Below are 24,193 nucleotides of genomic sequence, written 5' to 3'. Positions count from 1 at the left end.
GGGAACAACAGAAGAGGCTCCTGACCCAAGACAGGAGCCTGCATGAAGCGGTTGGACTATACTTTTTGAATTTGCTGCTTGTAGCGGCGGAAAGAAAATCCACCGCCCCCGCCGCGCATCCCGTAAAGGAAATTGGCCGCTGTACAAGCGACGACATGACGGTTGGTCCCCAGAGCACGGTTCCGTTTTCGGCAAAGCTTGATTTGCTGAAGACGTTCGTCGGCAATGCCTTTTTTCAATAAGGCTTCGTCAAACTCTTTCTGGGCCGCTTGCTTGGCTTTGAACAGCATCATTTGGATCCGGCTGTACACGTTGACCGCGCCGTCGCCCGTCGTCTCGATCGGCAGAAAGATCGCATCCGGGTATTTCTCGGTGATCAGCGACTGAACCCCGTCCGACACGCCGGAGGACGGCATGCACCCGAACGGCTTGACCGAGATCGTCATATTGACTTTCCGCTTCGCGACGTTCAGAATCAGCTTCCCTACCTCCATATGGCCCTCTCCGCCCCGCAGATGGTTGTTATAGTGCTCGTGGGCGACGCGGGCAATCTCTTCCATATCGGGCAGGTGGTAGTCGTATAACCCGAGCGCCTTCGCATAGGATTGGAACATTACGCGGAGAACGCGGTCCGCGAGCCAAAACATGCGCAACCGCAAGAACGGATTTTTCCCCTGCAAACCGTATTTGCCGGAATCGGCCCCGCGCAGATGCATACGCCTGACGGTATCGTATCGTCCCTCCCAGATCAGGTACAGAATCCAGGCCGTCATCGACTGCACTTCTACCTCGGCCCCCTCGCCTTCCAAAAAGCGCTGCAGCTGGTAATTGCCGTCCCCCTCGGTGGTCATCGCCCAAAATTCGCCGATAATGCTCACTTTCGGTTTGACCCGGGTGCGGTCCACCCGGATCGCTCCCAGCACCCGGCGGCTGGCGACGAGCGCCGGCCGCAGCCGTTTGCGCCCGCTCAAAGCTTCATAAATAAGCCGCTTGCACCGTTCCAGGGCGGCATCGGTCGAACCGGGTTCCACTTCGTAGGGGCGAATGCGGTAAGCGAGCGCGTTTAAGATATCTCCCAGCAGCACGGCTTTCAAAAAGCTGAGAAAAAACGACGTATCCAGCTTGAGCGCCGATTCCCCGCCTGTCGCCTGCTTCAGCCCGTCCGTCTGCTGGAACAGAAGAACCCGAAAGCCGTCAAACCCGGCATCGCGCAGAGCTTTCCGGTATTCCGTCACATAGGTGCCGAACCGGCACGGGCCGCAAGAGCCGCTCGTAATGAACAGGTAATTGCGGACGATTTCCTCCTTCGACTTTCCTTCCACGTCGCGCAGGTGGTGCAAATGTTTAATCAGATTGCCGACCGTAAAGTACGTCGGATTGCATTGGCCGCGGTTGCCGAATTCTTTGCCGAAGCGCAAAGACTCGTTATCCGGACAATCCAGGTGTTTTACGTTATACCCGAGCCCCTTAAGAGCCCCTTCCACCAAATAATCGTGCGCCATCGTCAGCCCGCCGAACAGCAGCGTCGTCGACGCCTTGTCCTTGGCCAAAAACTGGCGCGGAACCGGATCGAACCATTGATGCCGGTTTGCCTGATCCAACCCCAACGCTTTCTCCTGTTCCTTTTGAAATTGCAGCAGCTTCTCCTCAAGGGACAATTGATCGTTGGTCTTTTCCATTTTGCCCGCATTCGCCATGATCGGATTCACTCCTTCATTCAGTAGTTGGTCTCAAATAACCTCTGCTTGTCCGTCTTGCTTCATGTCCATCAGCTCGGCGCGTTTTTGCTCCAATCGCGCCACAAGTTCCGCTTTTTTGCGGGCCAGGTCCTGCAATCGCTCCTCATGAAGTCCCAGACTGTGCGCGTAAGTCTTAACGCGGATTTTGATCGAACCGCTCGGTTTGTTGGCGTCGATATCGTGCAAGGCGGAGAACGGCGTGCCCGCCGCCGAAATAATCGAGTCGATCAGCCCGTAGGTCGGTGCATCATGCCCGCATTTGAAGCTGGACAGATCAAGCACAGCCACGTTCGGATGACGCGCGGCGAATTTGGCGGCCCACACCTTTTGCACGCTGTTGGAACTGAAGTTTTCCGGCCACACATCCGTTACCTCCAGCGCGCAGTTCACTCTTCCGCTTTGCAAATCGTTCTTGAAGAACGGATTCAGCCAAGCCTCGTCTTTTGGAATCGACCGCATGGACAGAATCGGATACCCGAGCACCTGAAATTCCTCCAGCACGCCATGATTCAGACCGGGATCGGAATGGTACGGCCGGCCGATCATCAGAATGGCGAGACGGTTTTCCCGCTCGACCTGCTCCAGAATCGATTTGCCCTTTTCCTGCATTTCCTCGTCGAACAGCTCCATCGCTCTCAAGCCCTGCTCGGCGGCAAAGTCGCTTTCATCCTCGGTCATCTGCAAATGCTCCGCAAACGCCTCATACAGCTGCTTCTTCATCATGTTCGGCTCGGTGAAGGTTACGGCCGGGTCCAGATAGACGACCCCTCTCGTTTCAAAAAAGTTCACCTCTTTGGTAAACGCAGCTTTGATGACGTTCGGGGCTCCAGCCACGATCGGGCAGCTGGCGGAGTCCATGACATTTTGCATGTGAGTCGGAATATGGGTGATGCACGGAAATACAATGTAGTCGAGCGGCGCTTTCGCATGGTGCTTGAACAGCAGGTTGTGCACATGAGCCTGGGCGACTTTGGAAGGGTAGCACGGATCGATCGATCCGTATTTGCCGCCTTCCTGCCACATTTCCTCGCTCGTATTGTCGCTGAATACGATGTTCCGCTGGGGGACACCGAGCGCCTCGAAATAAGTCCGCCAAAACGGCGCGGTCGACCAAATGTTCAGCACCTTTGGAATGCCGATGCGGACTTGGCTTCGCTTCTCCGCAGCTTCGGCGGAAGAACGGTGAAACGGCCTTCGGTAAGACGTTCTGCGCATGCCGCCAAGCCCAAGCAAGCTTCGTTTCAGACGGACGTCTTCCACCTGTGTCCCGGCTTCGGGAAGCGGCTCCGCATCGTAGAAATGCTGGAACATGCGCCGCGCCTCATAATCCACCAGATTGGGATAATGCTTCTTCAGCTCCTGCCGTTCCCGGGTCAGCTTGACGACGGCCTCCTTATCCTCCACCGTTCCTTTTTCGCAGCTGAAGCCGGATATGTAGCGGGCGGTTTTTCCGTCAGGCGTCTCGGAGTCGATAAAGGTGCGGCTGCACTGGTTAGGGCAGAAATGGCACCGGGTGGACTCGTCGTTTCGCGACACGTAGCGCAGATTAATGGCGGCGTCGAGGCCGAGAAACGTAGAGTAGCCCCGCCGTTTCACGACGCGCAGCGTCTCCATGGCCGCCCCGATCGCGCCCGCTTCTCCAGGATGGGGATGCACGTACACTTCGGCATCGGGAACCCGCTGCTTAATATAGTCGACCTGCGCCTTGACGGCGGCCAAGTTGTACTGCGTTCCTCCCTGCAGCACGAATTTCCGCCCCAATTCGGACATGCGCGGAACCTGCACGACGTACTGCCATACGTTTTTCGGCAAAACCATGGCCAATCCGGCTAACAATTCTTCCTTGGAATATCCCTCTTTCTGGAAGTTGACCCGGTCCGCATCCAAAAACACCGCACAGCCATACGAAAATTTCGGGCTCAGCTCCGCGCTGAACGCCGTGTCGGCATATTCCTGGACCGGAATGCCGAACTGATCCGCCATCGCTTGCAGCAGCATGCCGTTTCCGGCGGAGCATTGGTTGGACAGCTTGAAGTTGCGGATATCCCCGTTTTTGAGAAACAGCACTTTGATGTCCTGGCCGCCGATATCGCAAATCACGTCGATGTCGCCGAACTGATGAACGGCGCTCATCATATGGGCAACCGTTTCCACGATGTTGACATCGGCGTGCAGCGTTTTTTCCAGCACGTCCGCGGCGTAACCGGTCGCGCCGAACCCGATAATCTCAAGCTCGGCCCCCTGAGCCCGTACTTTGTCACGGATGCGCATCAGCATTTCTTTGGTATCTTCCAGCGGGTTGCCTTTGGAGAGCTGGTATTCCTTCAGCAAAATCGTGCCCTCTTCATCGACAAGGACCGCTTTGGACGAGGTGGACCCGCCGTCAAGACCGATCGCGGCGCGCACCTTCTGCTGCGGGCCAAATGCGGTCGGGGTAAATTTGGGAATCCGGTATTGCTCGCGGAATTGATCCAATTCGCTCCGGCCCGCTGCGAGAGGAGGACCGGCTTTTTCGCCGAGCTTCGCCTTGCGGCCGTGGGCGATAAATTCCTTCAGCCCTTCGAGCCCCGTATACAACCCCACGTCGGCCGGCTCATGCATGCCGTACAGCACAGCGCCGTAAGCCGCATAATACTGGGAATTGTCGGGAACGAATATCAATTCCTCGACAGACACGTCTTTCGGATAATCGTACCCCCGCTCCCGCCAGGTTTGCGGAATGCGGAGCCTCCAGCATTCCTGCAGGAAAGGCAAATACGTGTTCGGGCCCCCCAACAGCAGCACACGGTGCCGAAGCGTATTCCCGCGGGTCAGCACGGAGAGATTCTGCATGACGATGGCATCCGCCAAGGAGCACATGATTTCCGGCGAAGGAATGCCGCTTTTGACAAGATTGACGATATCCGTTTCGGCGAAAACGCCGCATTTGGCCGCGACATGATGCAGCTTGCTGTCGTCGAAGTGCAGCTTGCCCACTTCGTCCATCGGCATGCCGACCTTGATCATGCACTTGTCGATGGTAGCGCCGGTGCCCGACGCGCACTTGTCATTCATCGAGGTCAGCGCCTGTTTGCTGCCGGTCTCCACATTCTCCTTGAAGATGATAATTTTGGCGTCTTGTCCTCCGAGTTCGATCACGCTTCCCACATCGGGGTGAAGATGCTCCACCGCCATGGTAACCGCATTGACTTCCTGCACGAATTTGGCCCCGATATGCGGAGCGATGGGGCCGCTCCCGGAGCCCGTAGCGAATACTCGGATATGTTCCGGCTTGACATCCGGAAACTCGTTCCCGATCGCCACCAGAAAGTCCAGCGCTTTTTCCGCCTGCTTCGTGTGATGCCGCTGGTAATCCGCCCAAACGATCTCCTTCGTTCGCGGGTCCACCACGGTCGCTTTGACCGTCGTCGAGCCTACGTCGATCCCGATGATCAGGGAATCCAGCTCTTGGTTGATGCGCTTCATGAATACAACTCCTCACGTTCCATTTCGAACCATCCTTAGCATTTACTTAAATGTGATATTTATCACACTTTCACGATTTTTTTTCAGGAAATCGCCGACAAGCATAATTGGCTGTAGATTTGGCTACAATGGTGTCCATCTTGTTGTTTCAAGATCTGAAAGTTCTTGCTCTAAAAAAAGCACGCAGCAGGTTATCCTGTGCGCGCTTGGGCCATTCGCTATTTTTCCTCCAACTCATCCGGTACATCATATTTATTGATATGCGAGGTTATCGCCTCGACGGCTTCATCGGCATCGGTCGTGGCCGGTACTTCATTTACCACATCATCGGTTTGGTCATAAAAATTCAAGCGGTCTGCCTCGGCCGCTCTCTCTTTTTCACTTTCTTTCATTCTCCATATTCCTCCCTTTCTCATCGGATGTTCGCCTATACTATGCACGAAGCGAATATTTGTTATGCATGGCGCAGTGCTATTTTAAAGCTGCTGCCTTCTTGAAGATCGCAATGGCTTCCTTTAGCTGGTCCGCAGCCTCTTCCACATTCGCCTGCGTGAAGCCTTCTTGCTTCAGCTTTCTCATGATATGGATCGAAGCCTCGGCTAGCTGCCCCTTTTCCTTATTATACTGGTTGCCCGTTTGCCGAAGGAGCAGCTTCACTTCGTCAAGCAATTGCTGCAGCTCCGTGGTATCCGCCTGGCGCTTGTCCCCTACCTGAACGATCGATTCGTGCGTCTGGGACTTGCCGTTATAGGTGATCGACGCTTTGATCGCTGCCGTGCCTTCTTTTACTCCTTTAAGCCGAATGCGGTTTCCGGATTCACTTACCTTCTCCACGGCATCGCCAATGACCTCCCATCGATAGGAAGCCTCCCCTTCGGGCACCGCATAGCCATTGCCGAAATTGCTCAACAGCTTGATCGTTCTTTCCTGGGCCGGGGTGGAGAAGAAGTGATATTGTCCGCGCCAAGCAACCTTGTATCCCTTCTTCAGCACGGCCGATTTATTAAACACTTGCAGAAAGTACGACTTGCCATACGCTTGCGTAAACACAACCGGCTGATCGTCAGCGAGATATTGCAATTGTCCAAGTCCGTAATGGCGATCAAGCGATACAAGGAGCTGATGCTGGCTTCCATCCTGTACTGCCGGGCTAAGCCAGTACTTATCTACATCAGGGTGCTGGGATTTCATGCCGGAGTCGCTATACTTGCCCGCTTCGCTTCTCGCGACTTCCGTCTCTCCTGCATAATAACGAATTTCATGATTCCATGCGCCATTGACGGATTGCAGGCCATAATAGCGATACAAGGTGATGTCTTCTAACGGCTGGATTTCAGTATGGACTTGTACTTGACCGCCCTCAACTTCATACGTGACCGTTTCTTGCAGGATTTCGCGTCCGCTGCCATCCTGTTCCTTCGTATTGAAGCCTTGGATCCGATTGATAACCTCGATCTTCACCTTTTTGCCGGAGATGACTTGTCCGTCCCGAAGCTCTTTCCCGTCAACCCACACTTTATATTGTACCGTTCTGCCGGTCGCAGAGCTGTTCTCTCCTCCGTCGTAGTTGTGGTTGCCGCCGGTAAAATCCTGCCCGCCGCCATTTCCATTCTGGTTGGCGCCTACAATATACGGGCCGATCCAATCCGAAACATCCGGACACAGCATAACGGAAGAACGAGTGAAGTCAGGGCTGGCATCCTTGTTCACATTCGGGCTGAGGCGCCATTCTTTCATCCCATACAGCTTGTTTGCACCGGCATGGTCAAACACCATCCACATATCGTTTCCTCGATTATATTTGTGCGCGATCTTAAGGGTGCTGCCTTCCTTCACGACATATTGGGGACCTCCCTGCAGCGGATCACGAAGAACCGGGTTATCGAATCCCTTATTGACGGTTAGAGACGTCTCCGCACCCTTTAACCGATGATATGTCCATGGAGCGACCTCGATCGCTACAGCTTCCGCTTCAAAAGGCCCAACCTGTGCACGGATCACCGCCGTACCCGCTTGTACAGCCCGAATCTTGCCTTCAGGCAATACTTCAATGACACCTGGGTCAGAGCTGGTGAACACAGCATCCGCCTTCTTCCGCTCTTTGTCATTCTTGTCGAAGACAACCGGTGCCCATACCGCGCCGATATCCATTGTCGCCAGCTTGGATGGAAGCGCTATCGTAAAATCGGGTGCCGTATGCTCTTGCGGCTTCGTGGCAGGGTTGTACACATCGAAGCTTACCGTAGCGTGCTCACTTGATTCTTTCAGCGGACTTCCCAACGCATGTTGTAAAGCAATGTCACGATAAAGGGTTTGCCGGTCGCGAATGTCAACCGTCACTTCCCGCCCTTGCATTCCCGGCTTCTCCACGACGAATGCATTTTGCGTCGCATATAATCCCCTTATTCAAATCTCCCGTACACATCTGCTGCTACGACATTTCCTCCCTGATCGGTTAACGTGGCACCGGCTATGCCGTTTCCGTCACGGTCAACCACACGCCCCGCAAAGCTTCCTATCGGAGCTGTAAATTTTCCTTTGGCAAACTTGTAAATGTCCGTATACATTTGCTTAGCCGCTGGAAACTCGGAATGATAAAGATCATACAGAGCGTAAATATCTTGATAATAAGCAATCAGCGCATCATTCATAAATTGCTTCTTAACGCCAGTAATCAGGTAATTGTAGAAGGCTTGACGGTACCTTGGAAGGTCAATCATGCGTTGATCGAACTCCACTTCTACGCCTGCTTCATTAGCGTAAGCAATATCCGCTGTCTCCTCTACACGAGCCATTGTAGAGTTTTCATCAGAATAATGATCCGGCTGAATCGCAGCCTCAAATGCTTATATTTCTGCTGCTCGAAACGCGCCGTCATCGTATCGACATACCAGCGGATCAATGCTTTTCGCGTATCCAGACTCTCCAGATTTTTAACGGTTCCGTCTCCGTTGAAATCACCGAAATCTTTGCTTTGCGGATCGGGGAACGGCAAGGTTAAATACACATTGACCTTCTTGCCCGGATCTTTCAAATCACCGCTTACCTGCTCAACCGCCGCCTCAAGACCATCCAGCTGTATGTCCTTCTCGAACACCCGATCCATCGCCCATTTCCAATCCTGCAGGGTACCGGGCCTGCTGCCGGCTGTCCAATCGTAATAACGTCCCAAGCTCCCTTTGTATGGAGAGAAGGCTGTGAGCATCAGGAAAGTGTCGAAAAAATAGTCTTCCGCAACGCCCTTGTCGTTCAGATACCCTACATAAGGCAGGAACCGTTCCTTGTCATAATCCCCTATCTTCATGCCATCATAATCGTCCGGGTTATAGTAACCTGTATAGATGAGTGCCATGTTCGAAGCGCCATTGGATTTTTCACTGTTCTTGGGTAAATATGCCGCAAAGGTGACTGACGGAAAAAGGGATGTCACAATTAGGGACACAAGCAGGATGAAAGCTGTTAGCAAACCGTTCCATTTCTTTAAGTTCATCATCTACGAGTTCACTCTCCTTTAGGTTAGGCGAAGCGCTTACAAAAAAACGAGGGCTCTTTATTTGACTTATCCTCTCCTTCCTCCAAACTATCAAAATGAAAATGGAAGATAAATCCTTCTCCAGCATACCAAATTGGTGAATTATTTCAATCGTTTACTTTCCCAATTCCGCCACTCTAAAAGTCCTAACTCTTTCGCAAAAGCTCTACCTGCCAACGCATAAAAAGGCATCCCGATACGCGGGCATGCCTTTGCTTTTCTATGCTATTTCCGCTCTTCATATCATTCAAAATGGATTACGTTTTACCCTTCTTCTCCTATGCCACACATACAACACCATAAAACCGAGCATACTCATTGCCGTGTCCAGCAGCCCCGCTTCCGGTCCGAAGTCTCCGCCGGTCAACCAGCTTAACTGCGGCTGAAACGCAGCCTCGAATATTCCATTTACCTCGTTCCCGCTGACGGCTAGCCCATAAACGCTGCCCTGCGTAAAGTTCCAAGCGAGATGATAGCCGATTGGCATCCATAGGCTCCCCGTCACCGTGAACATATAAGCAAACAACAGGCCGATCAGAAAAATATTCAAAAGCGCCAAGGCAGACACGTCGTTATTTCCAAGATGAATCAAAGCGAACAATATCGCCGACACCGTATAAGCAAAGGGCAGCCGGTATTTTAAGGCTTCCATCGTTTTCGTGATGTATCCCCGGAAAAACATTTCCTCCGAGAATGCGACCCCTATAAACATCATCAGGCTCCAGAGCAGGCCGGACGCGCTCCAGGAAGGATTGATGCGAAGCGTAACCGCACCGGCGGCCACCAGAATCGCCGTGATCGTCGACATGAATCCGAAGCCCAGTACTATGCCGGCACCGAGTTCACGAACTCCCGTGAATGAACAGCGCATGCCCAGGTCCCGCAAGGTTCGTTTTTTCAGGCGCACCCAGATTAGAAGCGTGGCCGCAATTCCCCCCAGCGGGGTAATCAGCTCCGGTCGCACAGAAGATACGAGCGAGTTGCCGCCCCATTTGATCGACAGTACGAGTACAATCGCAAATTGCAAGCCCACGAACAAGAGCAAGGCTAAGAACAAATCCCATCCGAGCCGCATCTGGCTTGCGTTGTTTTTGAAAAGCTTCCGCAACTTTCCGTCCCTCCGCAGCATGAATTTATGGATACTAACCCATTAAATTTCCTACGTTGACGCCAAAAAAGCAAGTCCTTGGAAGGACTTGCAGAAAAATTTAAGAAAATGTTCCCTTCAAAAAACTTGGCTGCCGTCAATAATCTCTGCTCTCGTCAACCGCGTTGCCTCATAAATCGTAGCCCCCGAGTTTTTCAAAAATTGCTGAACGGTATGATAGCCAACCGCATACCCGGCGGCATTGATGATCATATGCATAACTGACTTCCAAGTGGTCGACAGACTCCCGAAATCCTGCTAGAATGCACTAGAAACCTCCCCCTATAAAACAATAAAGGTGAAAAATAGTGCTATCCTTTGCCAGATTGATTAAATGCAAACCCCCGATCCCGTAATTTCTTTCCCGGCTTATTGAGATTTTTGAATTATAGGGGGATTGGCTGTGGAAAGAAAAATCTCAACACCATCATTATTGCTGTTCATCATTCTTGTGGGTTTCCCGCAAATTAGCGAAACGATCTATACGCCTTCATTGCCGGATATCGCAAATAGCCTGCATACAACCGGGAATGCGATTCAATTGACACTCAGTATTTATTTCCTCGGTTTCGCCGTTGGCGTGTTTTGCTGGGGAAGGCTTTCGGATTCCATCGGACGGCGTCCCGCTATGCTTTGGGGAATTTTGGTGTATGCCCTTGGCAGCTTGGGATGCTACCTGTCCGGTTCGGATGAATGGCTGCTCGCAAGCCGGTTCATTCAGGCTTTTGGCGCCGGCACCGGCTCGGTGGTGACTCAAACCATGCTGCGTGAGAGTATCGATGGAGCCAAGCGTCATGCCGTATTCGCTCAGATCTCTGCGGCTCTTGCCTTTACGCCGGCCCTCGGGCCGTTAATTGGAGGATGGCTTGATCAATCGTTCGGTTTTCGAGCTGTGTTCTTCGCTCTGGTCGTGATGAGCGCCGCCATTTTTACGTACACGCTGGTTTCTCTGCCTGAGACAAGAGTGTCTGCGACCTCAAGCATTCATACGTTTTCTGTTGTCAAGCGCTTGGCTTCTGACAGAAGAATATGGGCATTTGGTTTTCTCATCGGAGCGACAAACGGCATCTTGTTTAGCTATTATGCCGAGGCGCCGTTCATTTTTATGGAGTTTTTTCACATGAGTCCGGGCGCGTTCGGCTTTTTGGGGATTTTCGTGGCGCTGTCTTCCATCATCGGTGCGATGCTGTCGAAGAAACTGCTTACCCGGATTTCAGCCGGAAACATTATATTTCTTGGTTCTCTCGTCACGATGGCGGGAGCCCTATGTCTCACCGTTCTTGCACTTTATGGTATAAGCCCTTCGGGAATAGGCTTGACACTGATGATAGCTTTCATTTTTATCCTCTTGCTGGGGGTTGGCATGGCGATTCCGAACTGCCTGAGTCTGGCGCTCGTCCATTACGGCGATGTACTTGGGACCGCAGGCGCCATTTTCGGATTGGGGTATTACGTGGTGGTCAGCCTGATTACCAGCGGGATGAGCTATCTTCACAATGGTTCGTTGCTACCATGCCTATGTATTTTCTTGTATTGGCGATTAGTATGGCCCTTGTCAGCAAAAAGCTTTAAGCATCGGGAAGCCGGCTCTCCATCTAGGGAGCCCGGCTTCTCGTTCTTTCCCCGATAACAGCCCGGAAGTAACATATCTTGCAATTCACTTTAATCCAAGTTATATTGTTTACTGGGAAACATAAAAAAAGCGTGTCTGCTCGTTCCTAGGCCGAAGCTCACATTCATTGTATCCCGGGAAACAATATTTTCTATTCGCTTTGCGAAAGGATGGTGCTTAATAGGAATGAAATTAAAAAGCACGCTGTTTATTTTAGGCATCAGTGCCCTTGTCAGCTCACTGGCTACGCATATTTACACGCCATTACTGTCACAGGTGCGAGAACTTATGAATGCCTCTTACTTTACAACCAATTTAACCGTCTCGATCTTTACCGTAGCGCTTGCCGCCATGCAGGTCGTCTACGGCCCGCTTGTCGATGCGAAAGGACGCAAGATCGTGCTGCTGCCCAGCATCTTGCTCTATGTCGCTGCCTCCATCGGCTGCGCATATGCCGGAAATATCTACCTGCTGTTAGCCATGCGCATTCTCCAGGGCGTCGGCGCGGCTGCGATCCCTCTCGTTGCCGTGACTCTGATCGGCGATAAGTTCCATGGAGAGGAACGAGTCAAGGCCATGGGCATATACCAAACGCTCCTTGCAGTAACTCCGGCTATCGGTCCCCCGCTTGGCGGTCTTTTGGGCGGATCGGGTCACTACGGGAATGCGTTTCTGTTCCTTGCCTTTAGCGGCTTGGCCATTTTCATCATGAACGCATTCTGGATCAAAGAAGAACAGAGGCCGCCCGCCGGGCCTACCACCGCCGCAAAGCCATCCATCACGCAAAATTTCCTGAACGTCGTGCGTAATAAAATCGGGGCTATCGTGCTGGCGATCGGCTTCACAACCAATTTCACGCTGTACATCATCGCTGTGCTCCTGCCAACCTTTCTGAACAATCGATATAGCATGGGACCTGCCTTGACAGGGGTTGTCATTATGCCGTTTATCGTTCTGCTCATGGGGGCTAGCGCCGTCAGCATTCGTTTGCAATCCCGGTTCGGCGTTCTGCGAAGCCTGCTTGTCACGACAGCTTCATCCATCGGAGCTGTCGTTCTGTTCGGCAGCTTGGCAGGAATTAATTTTCCGCTGCTGATGGCCTCCTTCCTGCTGCTCGGCTTTAGCCTGGGCTTGACGCTGCCAATGCAGACCACGCTGCTTAGTGAACAGTTTGTCCATAACCGGGCAACCGCGATCGGCGTCTATAATCTCGTTCGTTACTTCGGCATGGCCGCAGGACCGACCATGGGAGGAATCTTATATACCGGCGGGAACGACATTATTCTAGTAAGCGCGGTTACCGCGCTGTTACTCGCATTATCTGCGGTGCTTGCCCGTTATTTGCAGCCCAAAGAAACCCGTACGGCACTCTCCCCTATGAAGACCGAAGGGTGACTTGACTCTTCCTGCCAGTTGAAACAGCGATGGCTCTAATGGTACAGTTAAGGTAGCCTATACTTGTTTTTCGGAGGAGCCTGATCTTGGGAAACGATGCCAACGCCCAGCATTTATACGCCAAAGTGATGCAAATGGTGCATCTGTATGAAGATCATGATAAGAAAGAAAAAGATATATTCTTTGCCATTGCCCGGCAATACGGGATCAGGAATTTAACCGACGATCTGACGATGTCCGAAACGCACGCGATTGAGCTAATCGGCAATCACGAATCCATCAACGTAACCCGGCTTGCCGAGAAGATGGGCATGACCAAAGGCGCGATTACCAAAATCAGCGCCAAGCTGCTGGATCGCGGCTGGATCGAGAAGTTTTCGCTCAGCGGGAACCGAAAGGAAGTCCTTTTCCGTCTGACGCCGGATGGCCAGATCGTCTATCATGTCCATGAAAGGTATCATCAGTATGTGGAGAAATTTTTTTTAGATTTCATCAGCCGCTACTCGGACGAGGACTTTCAATTCATCGATCGTTTGGTCAGCGATATTACCGGCGTGCTCGAAAATTCAATGGCCGCCATGGATGCCATGATAAAAAGTGATCGAGCAGAACTTTGAGCCCTTATTAGTCGCTTCCGGAATCGCCCAAAAAAGAGGCAGTCCTTTACCATGAAATGGCTAAAGGACTGCCTTTTTTTGCGTGGATGCCGTAATTTAGTTTTCTACAACGATTTTGACGGCTTGGCCGATGGGCGGCAAGCTTTTGGTCAAGACCGGACCATAGAAGGCATACACTTTATCGCCTTTCTTAAGCTGGTCGGCGGCAATCGGTTGGTTATCCTTCGTACCGATCACAGGCGTATCCCCTGCCACGTTCAGGACTACCGTGTCATGCGATCCGTCGCTAAGCTTGTTTCCTTTGATCGTAAGACGCATTGTCCCTTCCGCCGAAGAAGTGATTTCCCCGATCTCGCCTGCCGTACCTAAAGTTGGCTGCGCGGCAGGGCTTTGTTTCACGATAATCTTTTTGGCATGGGTCATCGGCGGCATGCTCATAGCCATCGCCAAGCCGTGTTCCGCTTCGACGGACATGCCAAGCTGCAGGTCGGCCAGCGTCAGCTTCTGGTTCGTATCGGATACGATTTCCGTTTCGTCGGAGATGTTCAGTCGGACGCCGTGCCCATAGCCGTTAAGGCCGATCTCTCCGCCTTTATCGCGGTAGGTCATGCTGGTAACGGTCCCTTGCTTGGTCGTGCTCGCAGCCTGTTCGTCGCTTTCTTGCTTCTTGGAATGGATACTGATCGTTCCCGTTGCATCCACCTTCACTTGAAGCTTCATCACCTTTTCGAAATAGGACAGAGGAACATACGTTTTCTCATTCGTTAGCTCCGGGGCCACCTCAAGCGGAACGAGCATTTTGGCAAAGCCGTATTTGTCTTGTCCGATCTGAAGGGTTAGCCATTGGTTGCCTTGAACCAGCTCCAGCGAGTGCGTATCCTGCTTCCACGTGAGCTTATAGCCAAGCGCTTCGGCGACAGCGCGGATCGGTACCATTATTTGATTTTTGGCGCCTACGTATATCGGGTTCTCTTCCGGGGAGAATCCTTTTCCGTCGATCACGAGTACAAGTTTTAGACCGCCGTTGGAATCCTGCGGAACAGGAGCGGAAATCGGCAGCGGTTTTACCGTCGCAGGCTCGCTTGGAGCGGCGGACGCGACGTTGGTTGCCAGCAGCGCGCCGGCCAACACCGCCCCGAGTACTTTGAATGGTTGCATGATGTCCTATACCTCCTGTAGTCAACCTATGTAGGAGAATAACCTATGGAGTCAGCGCTCCACGGTGTTGTTCTCTACCTCCTAAACGCGGCGTCCGGCTAAAAGGTTGCACGAGACCAGTTCTTTATCCTTTCTGTCCGCATACCATAAACATTGGCGTTGACCGGCTGAGTACCTGCTGCCTCTCATCCAGCACCCGCTCCGACAAGTTTTCCACGCTGAACGCATCGCTGTAGCCTTCGGCTTTCAACGCCTGCAGGTCCCATGCCGGACGCCATTCCTTCGTTAACGGAAGCAGCAGGCTGAGACGGTCGGATTCTTCCCAATCGACATGCCTTGGCGGACTGCCCCAACCTCTCGCTTCGTACTCGCGCAGATCCGCATCCCGCTTCGCCCGCAGGTCGTCGTCAATGAAATGTCGGTTCCAGTTGGCATCGAATACGAGCAGCCGGCCGCCTGGACGCAGCACCTTTAGCCACTCGCCGTAAGCCGCCTGCGGCGCATGAAGCGTCCAAGTCAGGTTGCGGCACACGATTAAGTCAAAGCTATCGGATTCCAGCTCCGGCTTCTGCGAGTCCATTTTGCGGAATTCCGGCTTCACTCCTGCCTGTTCCGCATTGCGGCGGGCACACTTCAGCATATTTTCCGTGCAGTCGATCCCCAGGACATTGTGGCCGGCCTGCGATAAAATAATCGTGAAAAAGCCCGGTCCGCAGCCGATATCCAACACATCGAGCCGCTCCTTCGGCGGAGCATATTCAAAAATCAAATCAAGCCAGGCCTGCTTTTCAAAACCGTTCAGCTCCTTTTGGATGCTGTCGCTGTACAGTTCCGCTTCGCCATTCCAGTACGTTTCAATTTCATTTTGCATCGTCATCCGTTACACCTTCTTTGCTAGGATCATAAAACGTCTGTCGCTTTCGTAGCCGTATTTCAAATGCTGCATCGTCATCTTGTAGCCGGACGTAAAATTACGGCGAATTTCCTGAATACGAAATCCGGCCTGCTGCAATGCCTCTTGATCGGCCTCCGGGCGCATGACCTGTACGAACGGGAGTTGGCCGAGCAGTTCCTTATCCTGATCGGACCGTCTCCTTACCCTCATCTCCGTAAGGAGAATTAGCGTCCACCCAAGGGCGTGCCACAGCATGTTGAAGGGCGTCTGTTTCTCCTGCTTCTCCCGATAAAAATAGTTGCCGTCGAATACGATTAGCGTGCCGCCCGGCTTTAGGATGCGGTACCATTCCGCATAGGCCCCGTACGGGTCAGGCAGCGTCCAGACGACATCGCGGCACACGACCGCATCGAAGGTATTGTCTTTTTCGGCATGGAGATGGGCCGCGTCCCCCACATAGACCTTGACGTTAACGCCGGCCGCCTTGAAATTGCGCGATGCCGTTTCGATCATCCCCTGCGAGGCGTCGATCGCCGTAACGCGATGCCCCATTCTTGACAACAGGATCGAAAAAAATCCGGGGCCGGTTCCCATATCCAGGACGGCTTGTCCCTCCCTGCCGCCCAACCCTTCGCTCAGCAGCGATGTCCACATGGCTACGGTCCGACGGCTGCGGAATTGCGCCTTGACTGCTTTATCGTAGCTGCCGGAGCTGGACGTCCAGTACTTGGAAATGTCATTCAACATAGCGTCTCTCCTGAAATTTTATAGTTTATTGTATAGTTACTTGACATCCAGCTCGTTCCAAACGACCGGCAAATATGCGGTTTGCCCCAGCTTAAAGCCTTGGACTCTCTTATTGACGACAAAAATGTCATCCGGATAATAAACCGGCAAAACCATCGCCTGCTCGAACATCCGGCCGAAGAGCGCATCGTATGTTTCCTGCCTTGCTTTGGCATCCATCGCTCCCATCGCTTCGTCAATCAAAGCCTCCAATGGCGGATCCGACCAGGCGACAGCCGGAGCATTTGCCGTCCGATGGAACAAAGACAGCAGGAAAAAGTGCGGGTTCTGGGAATCCGCATAAGTACGGTAAATGAGCATATCGTACTGCTTGTTCTTCCACAGCGCATCGTAATAGGCGTTCGCTTCCAGCACCTTCAGGTTGACGGTAATGCCGATTTCCTTAAGCTGCGCCTGGACAAATTCGGCGATCGCTTTCCATTCGGGAAACTCGGTCTGCTGCAGCACAAAATTCAATTCAAGCGGCTTGCCGTTTTTCTCCACGATGCCGTCGCCGTTCGTATCCGCAAAGCCGGCTTCCTTAAGCAATTGCTTCGCCTGCTCCGGCTCATAGCCGTACCATCGGATATTCTCTGCGGTCACATAAGGCACGGTAGCCGGGAACAAGCCTTGCGCTTCCTTGCCGCTCCCTCCCATCAGCTTGTCGACGATGCTTTTTTTATTGACCGCCAAATTGATCGCCTTGCGCACGTTCACATCCTGCAGAAACGGATTGGAGCCATTAAAGACGACAAAATGCGAATTCGAACCGGGGGCGGATTGTACGGTTAACGAATCGGAGGTTTGGGCGACCTGAAGGCTTTCCGACGAAATTTTACCCATCTGGCCGCCGGAAATGTCCACCGATCCGTTCTGAAGCGCCAGCAGGCGCGATTGCGGATCGTTGACGACTTTTAGCACGATTTTGTTCAGCAGCGGCGCTTTCCCCCAGTAGTTGGAATTTCGCACCAGCACGGCCTGCTGGTCCTTCGTATAGCTGTCGACCTTCCACGCGCCGGTGCCGATGGGCTTGACGAACTTGCCTTTGACGTCCCCCGCCGGCTCAACGGCCGAAGGAGAAAGGATGCGCACCGGTCTGGCATACGTCAGCTCGGTCAGAAACGGATAGAACGCCTGGCTAAAAGTCATCTTGACCGTGTGGGCGTCAACGGCCGTAATTTCCTGCATCGCCTTCGCGACATTGATGGAGGAATTGGCCGGGTCCTTGTACCAACGCTCGAACGAAAACTTGACCGCCTCCGCGTTAAATTCCGTGCCGTCGGAAAATTTGACGTTTTTGCGCAGCTTGAACGTATATTCCTTGCCGTCGGGGGAGATTGTCCACGATTCGGCTAACGAAGGCAATATTTCGCCTTTCTCGCCGTATTCGACCAAGGAATCGTAAATCATCGGATGCACCTGAATCGAGCCTTTGTAAGTCCCGGCATCGAGCTGGTCGAGCCCCGGATCGGAAGCGACGGCGACGACCACCTGCTTTTCGCCCGTCGCCCCGTCGCTTCGGGTACCTGCGGCCGTTTGGCTTGTGCCGGCTTTGTCTCCGGCCGAGCAGCCGGTAACCAACACCAGCAGAACGCTTAATAACACGAAAAGGCCTTGTATGGCAAAAGATCGTTTGTTGCGGCTTGCGCTGTTCGGTTTCATCGTAGTTGCCCCTATTCTTTAACAATTTGGAAGGTTTGGCTTGCCTTCGGCTTCATGCGCATAGAGATGGCACGCAGCCTGATGAGATGGCCGCTTCCGTTCGAGTGCGGGCTCGACCGTATAGCAGACCGGCATCGCGGCAGGACAACGGCTGCAAAACCGACAGCCCCGAATAATGTTATCTCCCCGCAGCAGAGCCGGTTCGCCGGGCGGCCTCCCTGTCTTGCTCCGCCTGAGCCGCGGATCTTGCACAGGAACCGCGTCCAACAGCGAACGGGTGTACGGATGCAGCGCCTCTTCGGCGATACGGGCTCCCGGCAGCGTCTCGACGATTTGCCCCCTGTACATCACGGCTACCCGGTCGCAGAAGCGGGATACGGCCGATAAATCGTGAGTTATGAACAGGTATGACAGTCCGAGGCGTCTCTTCAGCTCTTCAAGGAGTGTGAGGATCTGTCGGCGAAGCTTGAAATCGAGGCTCGAAAACGGCTCGTCGCAGACCAGCAGCTCCGGTTGCAGGACAAGCGCCCGCGCGATGTTCACCCGCTGCAGCTGCCCGCCGCTTAATTCGTGAGGGTACCGCCCCGCATAGGCCGCCCCCAACCCGACCATGTCCAGACTTTCCAGGACGATGCGTCTGCGTTCGCGCGCTGTGATGTTTCCATAATTGCTGAGCGGCTCGCCGACAATTTTTTCCACGGTAAACAACGGATCGAACGAGGAATAGCTGTTCTGGAACACCATCTGCATCCTGCCGCGGATGTTCCGCAGCCGCCTGAATCCCCATCGGGTCATATCTTCGCCGCGGAACAGCAGACGGCCTTCGGTGGCCTTTTCGAGCCCGAGCAGCAGGCGGGCGAGCGTGCTCTTGCCGCTGCCGCTTTCGCCGACAAGCCCGAGCGTCTCCCCCTTCTCCACATGAAGACTGACCCGGTCTACGGCCGGCATAGCTTCGTTTGCGGAGGAAGAAAACCATCGTCCCTCCCGTTTATAGATCTTCGTCAGTCCTTGAGTCTCGATCAGCCTCACGGCGGTCCTGCCTCCCTTCCAAGCTCCGACGGATTACCTGCTTTCAAGCAATTCTCGGGTATAGGCATGCCGCGGATGGGCGAAGATTTCGAACACATTGCCCGATTCGACGATGCGCCCGCCTTTCATGACATAGACCTGGTCGGCGATTTCGGCCACGACGCCCAAGTCGTGAGTAATGAGCAAAATGCCCATGCCGGTCTCCCTCCTAAGCCGGTCCAGCTCGTGCAAAATTTGCGCCTGAACCGTGACATCGAGCGCGGTCGTCGGCTCATCGGCGATCAGGAGCTTTGCTCCGGAGGCGAGGGCGATTGCGATCATCACGCGCTGGCACATGCCCCCGGATAGCTGGAAAGGAAACTTGCGCAGAAGCGTCTCCGGATCCGGCAGCCCCGCCCGGCGCAACTGGTCGACGGCCAGCTTCTTGGCCCCAGCCCCTTGCCCTTTCCCGTGCCGCCGGATGGTTTCGGTCAGCTGCCTGCCGATCGTCAGAACCGGATTCAGCGCATTCGCCGGGTCCTGAAAAATCATCGCCACCCTGCTGCCTCTATATCGGCGCAGCTCCCTTGCGGATAGCCGGCGGAGGTCTGTGCCGTCCAGCCAAATTTCCCCTTCTGCGCGATGCTTGCGGGGGTCGAGCAGACCGGGCACGGCTTGGGCCAGCGTGCTTTTGCCGCTGCCGCTTTCCCCGACGAGCGCTACGATCTGCCCTTCCTTCACTTCCAAGCTCACCTCGTCCACGGCCGGACCGGAGGCGCGGCGGTCCGAAGCATGATACGATACGCTCAGCCTCTGAATACGCAGTACTGCGGGGACCTCTGCCGCTTCCTGCGTATGGCTCCGTATGACTCGCGGCTCTGCCTCTTGCGTCGTAACCAGCATCACGATTCCCCCTTGCGCAAAATATGTCATGTTCAAGCCATGTGCCTGCGAAGCTATGTCAGGCGGGCACGGCAGCCCTTCTTCCCTTTCCGCCTCGCCCCCGGCTTATCCCGTGCCCCGCAGCGTCCGCCGCAGCCCCTCTCCGACCAGATTGAAGCCGAGTACGACGATCATCACGGTCAGTCCCGGGAAAAGCATCAGCTGCGGATCGGTCTGCATATACGGCCGCGAATCGTTGAGCATCGCGCCCCATTCGGGCGTCGGCGGCTGGGCGCCTAGGCCGAGGAACGAGAGGCCGGAAACGGACAAAATAATCGTCCCGATTTCGACCGAAGCGAGCACGATAATCGGGCTGAGCGCATGAGGCAGAACATGGCGAAGCACAATCTGCAAGTGTGTCGCTCCCCCGGCTCGCGCCGCCGTTATGTAGTCCTCTTCCTTGATCTGCAGCACCATGCCGCGTATAAGGCGCGCATAGCCCGCCCACCAGACGGAGACGAACGCCAGCAGCAGGTTGAACAAGCCAGGCCCCAGCATCCCTGTGATCGCCAGGGACAGAATCAGACTTGGAAAAGCGAGCAGGATATCGATAAGCCGCATGATGATGTGATCGACTTTACCGCCGATGTAACCGGCGGCGATTCCGACCGGGATGGAGACCGCAAGCGTCGCACCCAGCACGGCGGCGGAATAAAACAGCGAAGAACGCGTTCCGTACATCAGACGGGATAGTATGTCCCGTCCCATCTGATCCGTGCCGAAAGGGTACTCCGGCGAAGGTCCGGCCAGCTTCACTTCCAGATTCACCTTCAGCGGGTCCCAGGGTGCGACATACGGCGCAAAGATGCCGACCGCGATAAAAGCGGCCACAATCAGCCCGCCGCTCCAAATCGCGGCGTTGCCCGGAAATTTACGCCCCCGTTTCATGCCGGATGGTCTCCTTTCGTTTCGAGCGTTCTTGTTGTGTTTTCCATATGGCGCTTCTCTGCGCGATGCCGCTCAGCGCAGCCGGATTCTCGGGTCGATCATCCGGTAGCACAAATCGACAGCCAGATTGATGCTTACGACGAAAACGGCCATCAGCAGCACATACCCCTGAATGACAATAAAGTCTTTTTTAAAAATCGCATCGACGGCAAATTTGCCGACCCCCGGCCAAGAAAATATCGTCTCGACGATCACCGAACCGCTGAGCAGCCCCCCGATATGGATGCCCAGCATCGTCAGTACCGGAAGCAGGGCATTGATAAGCGCATGCCGTCCGATGACGAGACTTTCCTGCAACCCTTTGGCCCTGGCCGCCTTGATATAGACGGTGCCGAGCACATCGACCAGACCGGAGCGAATTACTCTGATATAGTGGCCCGCCATGCCGATCCCAAGTGTGAGCGCAGGCAGCACCACACTCCGGAAACCGTCCATGCCGATCACCGGAAACAGCTTAAGCTTGACCGAGCCGTAATAAACAAGCAGCAGACCGAGCCAATAGCCCGGCATCGAAACGCCCAGCATCGCGACGATTCTTGCCAATCGGTCCACCCACGAATGCGGGTACAGTGCAGAACCGATTCCTAAGGGAAGCGAGATGGCCAGCATCGCCACAAGCGCCCACATAGCGAGCAGCAGTGTCGCCGGAAGCCTGTCCGTCAGCTCCTGCCAAACCGGGAGATCGGTGCTGTACGAACGGCCAAGATCCAGATGAAGCACCCGCCATAACCAAGCTGCATATTGCTTGTACACGGGGGCGTTCAAACCCATCGCTTCTCTGGCCGCCTCAATCGCTTCTTGCGAAGGCTGCACGCCCGATGCTCCGCGCAGCATAATTTCAGCAGGATCGCCCGGGGTCAAATTCATGAGCGCAAAGGTTATACAAGTGACGCCGATGAATACCGGAATCATATGCAGCACCCGCCGCAAAAAATAAGCTATCATGTTCACCACTCTCTGTGCTGCCGCGGACCGACGAAATAAAGGATAATAATTACGATTAAAACCGATGTTAAAGCATACTTCGTCAGCTCGTCCTAATTAAATCCATATCCCTGAAACAAGCTCGGAAGCATATTAACGTTTGTAATTCGTAATTATTACTATTAGTTATCTTATCTTGCTCTATTGCGGTTTGTCAATCCAAAAAACACAGCGCCCGCTAACGCGCCGTCTCGAAAAAAAGAGGACGTTCCCCGCGCATTTCCGCAGCTTGGGGATACGTCCTCAAAATAATATTTTCAACAGCTTTCGCCACTAGCGACAGTTCAGCCTTGCAATTGTGCCCGGAAGCGCTCCAGCTCGCGGCGCACTTCGTCGGCGGTGGCAAGCTGCAGCCAGTGCTGCGCCCGCTCCCGGCACGTCTCGGCGTTCAGCTGAGCGAGTGCGCGCTTCACCTTCGGCAGCGCCCCCGTTTCCATGCTCCACTCGTCAAGACCGAGTCCGAGCAGGAGCGGCGCCGCCAGCGGGTCGCCCGCCATGCCGCCGCACATCCCCGCCCACTTGCCGTGCCGGCGGGCGGCTTCGATCACCCGGCGAATCAGCTCAAGCACCGCCGGGTGGAAATAATCGTACAGCTCCGCAACCTTCTCGTTCATCCGGTCGACAGCCAGCGTGTACTGGACGAGATCGTTCGTTCCGATGCTGAAGAAATCGACCTCGCGCGCAAAGCTGTCGGCCATTACCGCCGTGGACGGAACCTCGACCATGATGCCCAGCTCGACGTTCCGGTCGAAATCGACGCCCTCGCGGCGCAGCTCCTCCATTGCCTCGTGCGCCGCCCCTTTCGCCTTTCTCCATTCGTCCATACTGGAGATCATCGGAAACATGATCTTGACGCTGCCGTGCGCGCTGGCCCGCAAAATCGCTCTGAGCTGCGTTCTCAGCAGCTCGGGACGATCGAGGCCGATCCGGATGGCGCGATAGCCGAGAAACGGGTTCGTCTCTTTGGGCAGCTCGAGCGCCGGAAGCTCCTTGTCTCCGCCGATGTCAAGCGTACGGATGATGACGGGACGACCTGCCATCGCTTCCGCAGCTTGCCTGTAGGCAGCATACTGCTCTTCTTCGTCCGGAAGCCGGGACGCGCCCATGAACAGGAATTCCGTCCGGTACAGCCCAATGCCGTCCGCGTCGGCATGCGCGGCCGCCTCGGCCTCCGGAACGGTGCCGATATTGGCGGCCAGCTCCACCCGCTGGCCGTCCGCGGTGACCGCCGGGCGGAAGCGGAACGCCTCAAGCTCGTCCCTAAGCTCGCGCTCCTGCTCCTGCAGCTCCGCCGCCTGCCGAAGGTAGGCGGCCTCCGGGTTGCGGACGCACAGGCCTGCGCGCCCGTCGACGACCAGCGTCTCGCCGTCCCGGACGGCGTCCAACGCGTTGCCCGCTCCGACAACCGCAGGAATGCCCAGCGACCGGGCCAAAATCGCCGTATGCGACGTCTTCCCGCCGACCCGCGTGACGAAAGCCAGGACAACGCGCGGATCAAGCTGCACCGTATCCGACGGCGCCAGATCGTCGGCGACCAGAATGACGGGCTCACGCAGGTCCGAGAGCCTGACCGAAGTCCCTCCGCGCAAGCTGGACAGCAAGCGGCCTCCGATATCCCGAATATCCGTCGCGCGCTCCCGCATGTATTCGTTGGCCATGCTTTCCAGCCGCGCCGCGTAAAATTCGGTCACCTCCCGGACCGCTTTGTCCGCCGGTACATGCAGCTCCGCGATCTTCCGTTCCATCGCCGGATAAAACTTGGGATCGTCCAGAAACCGCAGCTGGCCCGCAATAATTCCCGCCTTGTCTTCGCCGAGCGTCCGCTTCGTCCGCTCCACCATAGCTTGAAGCTCCGACGCGCAGGCCTCCTTCGCCTGACGCAGCCTTGCCGTTTCCGCCGTCACCTCATCCGGACCGATGCTTTCGCGCTCCGGCTCCATGCCTGCCGCCGGGACCGGCGAATATCGCAGCGCGCTTCCGATCCGTACGCCTTCCGACACGCCGATGCCTGAAATCCGCTGCTCCCTCATCACGATTCACCGAACTTGCTTTCGATCAGCTCGGCCAACGCTTGCAGGCATTCCTGTTCGTCCTCGCCGCTTGCTTCCAAAACGATGCGGGCGCCTTGCTCCAATCCGAGGGTCATCAGGTCCAGCATGCTTTTTCCGTCGGCTTCTTCACCGCTCTCGCTGCGCACCTTGAGGTCCGACCGAAACTCGTTGGCCTTGTCTACGAACAGCTGGGCCGGCCGGACATGAAAACCTTGTTCGTTTCGTATGATTATCTCTTTCGCCACCATGCGG

Annotated in this window: 20 protein-coding genes and 1 pseudogene; 3 read left to right on the top strand and 18 right to left on the bottom strand. The window is 54.8% G+C overall.

Going from position 1 to position 24,193, the window contains the following annotated elements; genetic code table 11:
* Window positions 1-56: 56 nt before the first annotated feature.
* The 8 genes from PEH01S_RS17080 to PEH01S_RS17050 form a co-directional block, all read right to left on the bottom strand.
* Complete coding sequence (locus tag PEH01S_RS17080) at window positions 57-1,697, bottom strand: 2-hydroxyglutaryl-CoA dehydratase (protein WP_127486917.1); 1,641 nt, start codon at window positions 1,695-1,697, stop codon at window positions 57-59.
* 33 nt (window positions 1,698-1,730) lie between these two features.
* On the bottom strand, window positions 1,731-5,204 hold the full coding sequence (locus PEH01S_RS17075; RefSeq protein WP_127486915.1) for a BadF/BadG/BcrA/BcrD ATPase family protein: 3,474 nt from the start codon (window positions 5,202-5,204) through the stop codon (window positions 1,731-1,733).
* 218 nt (window positions 5,205-5,422) lie between these two features.
* Window positions 5,423-5,596 (bottom strand): hypothetical protein, encoded by a 174-nt coding sequence (locus PEH01S_RS34640; RefSeq protein WP_164827891.1) that lies wholly within the window; start codon window positions 5,594-5,596, stop codon window positions 5,423-5,425.
* A gap of 79 nt (window positions 5,597-5,675) precedes the next feature.
* Window positions 5,676-7,559 carry a hypothetical protein gene (locus PEH01S_RS35460; RefSeq protein WP_246062964.1) on the bottom strand — a complete coding sequence of 628 codons (1,884 nt, stop codon included), beginning with the start codon at window positions 7,557-7,559 and terminating at the stop codon, window positions 5,676-5,678.
* A gap of 47 nt (window positions 7,560-7,606) precedes the next feature.
* A complete protein-coding gene (locus tag PEH01S_RS17065) occupies window positions 7,607-7,999 on the bottom strand; it encodes a DUF4855 domain-containing protein (protein WP_127486913.1) in 393 nt (130 codons plus the stop codon).
* Window positions 7,987-8,697: a DUF4855 domain-containing protein gene (locus tag PEH01S_RS17060; protein ID WP_127486911.1), complete on the bottom strand. Its 711-nt coding sequence runs from the start codon at window positions 8,695-8,697 to the stop codon at window positions 7,987-7,989. The genes PEH01S_RS17065 and PEH01S_RS17060 overlap by 13 nt, the downstream gene beginning before the upstream one ends.
* A gap of 286 nt (window positions 8,698-8,983) precedes the next feature.
* On the bottom strand, window positions 8,984-9,844 hold the full coding sequence (locus PEH01S_RS17055) for a CPBP family intramembrane glutamic endopeptidase (RefSeq protein ID WP_025845615.1): 861 nt from the start codon (window positions 9,842-9,844) through the stop codon (window positions 8,984-8,986).
* A 117-nt stretch (window positions 9,845-9,961) separates the two neighbouring features.
* Window positions 9,962-10,096, bottom strand: a complete 135-nt coding sequence (locus PEH01S_RS17050) for a DUF2268 domain-containing putative Zn-dependent protease (RefSeq protein ID WP_246062965.1) — start codon at window positions 10,094-10,096, stop codon at window positions 9,962-9,964.
* A gap of 190 nt (window positions 10,097-10,286) precedes the next feature.
* Between PEH01S_RS17050 and PEH01S_RS17045 the strand changes: the two are divergent.
* The 3 genes and pseudogenes from PEH01S_RS17045 (at window position 10,287) to PEH01S_RS17035 (ending at window position 13,507) form a co-directional block, all read left to right on the top strand.
* Window positions 10,287-11,455: pseudogene (locus PEH01S_RS17045) on the top strand (multidrug effflux MFS transporter).
* A 226-nt stretch (window positions 11,456-11,681) separates the two neighbouring features.
* On the top strand, window positions 11,682-12,890 hold the full coding sequence (locus tag PEH01S_RS17040; protein ID WP_127486907.1) for an MFS transporter: 1,209 nt from the start codon (window positions 11,682-11,684) through the stop codon (window positions 12,888-12,890).
* 86 nt (window positions 12,891-12,976) lie between these two features.
* Window positions 12,977-13,507, top strand: a complete 531-nt coding sequence (locus PEH01S_RS17035) for a MarR family transcriptional regulator (protein WP_127486905.1) — start codon at window positions 12,977-12,979, stop codon at window positions 13,505-13,507.
* A gap of 96 nt (window positions 13,508-13,603) precedes the next feature.
* Here PEH01S_RS17035 and PEH01S_RS17030 read toward each other — a convergent pair whose 3' ends face one another.
* The 10 genes from PEH01S_RS17030 to PEH01S_RS16985 form a co-directional block, all read right to left on the bottom strand.
* Window positions 13,604-14,665, bottom strand: a complete 1,062-nt coding sequence (locus PEH01S_RS17030; protein ID WP_127486903.1) for a copper amine oxidase N-terminal domain-containing protein — start codon at window positions 14,663-14,665, stop codon at window positions 13,604-13,606.
* Window positions 14,666-14,789: 124 nt separating this feature from the next.
* The gene (locus tag PEH01S_RS17025; RefSeq protein WP_127486901.1) at window positions 14,790-15,542 is read right to left on the bottom strand and encodes a class I SAM-dependent methyltransferase; all 753 of its coding nucleotides are present in this window, start codon (window positions 15,540-15,542) and stop codon (window positions 14,790-14,792) included.
* A gap of 3 nt (window positions 15,543-15,545) precedes the next feature.
* Window positions 15,546-16,307: a class I SAM-dependent methyltransferase gene (locus tag PEH01S_RS17020; RefSeq protein WP_127486899.1), complete on the bottom strand. Its 762-nt coding sequence runs from the start codon at window positions 16,305-16,307 to the stop codon at window positions 15,546-15,548.
* A gap of 36 nt (window positions 16,308-16,343) precedes the next feature.
* Window positions 16,344-18,008, bottom strand: a complete 1,665-nt coding sequence (locus PEH01S_RS17015) for a nickel ABC transporter substrate-binding protein (RefSeq protein WP_127486897.1) — start codon at window positions 18,006-18,008, stop codon at window positions 16,344-16,346.
* A gap of 18 nt (window positions 18,009-18,026) precedes the next feature.
* Window positions 18,027-19,037 carry an oligopeptide/dipeptide ABC transporter ATP-binding protein gene (locus PEH01S_RS17010; protein ID WP_246062963.1) on the bottom strand — a complete coding sequence of 337 codons (1,011 nt, stop codon included), beginning with the start codon at window positions 19,035-19,037 and terminating at the stop codon, window positions 18,027-18,029.
* A 33-nt stretch (window positions 19,038-19,070) separates the two neighbouring features.
* Window positions 19,071-19,919 (bottom strand): ABC transporter ATP-binding protein, encoded by an 849-nt coding sequence (locus PEH01S_RS17005; RefSeq protein WP_127486895.1) that lies wholly within the window; start codon window positions 19,917-19,919, stop codon window positions 19,071-19,073.
* Window positions 19,920-20,024: 105 nt separating this feature from the next.
* Complete coding sequence (gene nikC / locus PEH01S_RS17000) at window positions 20,025-20,846, bottom strand: nickel transporter permease (protein ID WP_127486893.1); 822 nt, start codon at window positions 20,844-20,846, stop codon at window positions 20,025-20,027.
* Window positions 20,847-20,918: 72 nt separating this feature from the next.
* Complete coding sequence (gene nikB, locus PEH01S_RS16995; protein ID WP_025845631.1) at window positions 20,919-21,851, bottom strand: nickel ABC transporter permease; 933 nt, start codon at window positions 21,849-21,851, stop codon at window positions 20,919-20,921.
* Between the two features lie 323 nt (window positions 21,852-22,174).
* Window positions 22,175-23,920 (bottom strand): phosphoenolpyruvate--protein phosphotransferase, encoded by a 1,746-nt coding sequence (ptsP, locus tag PEH01S_RS16990; protein ID WP_127486891.1) that lies wholly within the window; start codon window positions 23,918-23,920, stop codon window positions 22,175-22,177.
* Complete coding sequence (locus tag PEH01S_RS16985) at window positions 23,920-24,189, bottom strand: HPr family phosphocarrier protein (protein ID WP_025845634.1); 270 nt, start codon at window positions 24,187-24,189, stop codon at window positions 23,920-23,922. Before PEH01S_RS16985 ends, ptsP begins: the two co-directional genes overlap by 1 nt.
* Window positions 24,190-24,193 lie beyond the last annotated feature (4 nt).

Source organism: Paenibacillus ehimensis NBRC 15659 (genome assembly GCF_004000785.1).
In the GTDB taxonomy this organism is placed as follows: Bacteria; Bacillota; Bacilli; order Paenibacillales; family NBRC-103111; genus Paenibacillus_G; species Paenibacillus_G ehimensis.
The sequence above is the reverse complement of the archived record's forward strand: the minus strand, read 5'-3'. Positions and strand labels throughout refer to the sequence as shown.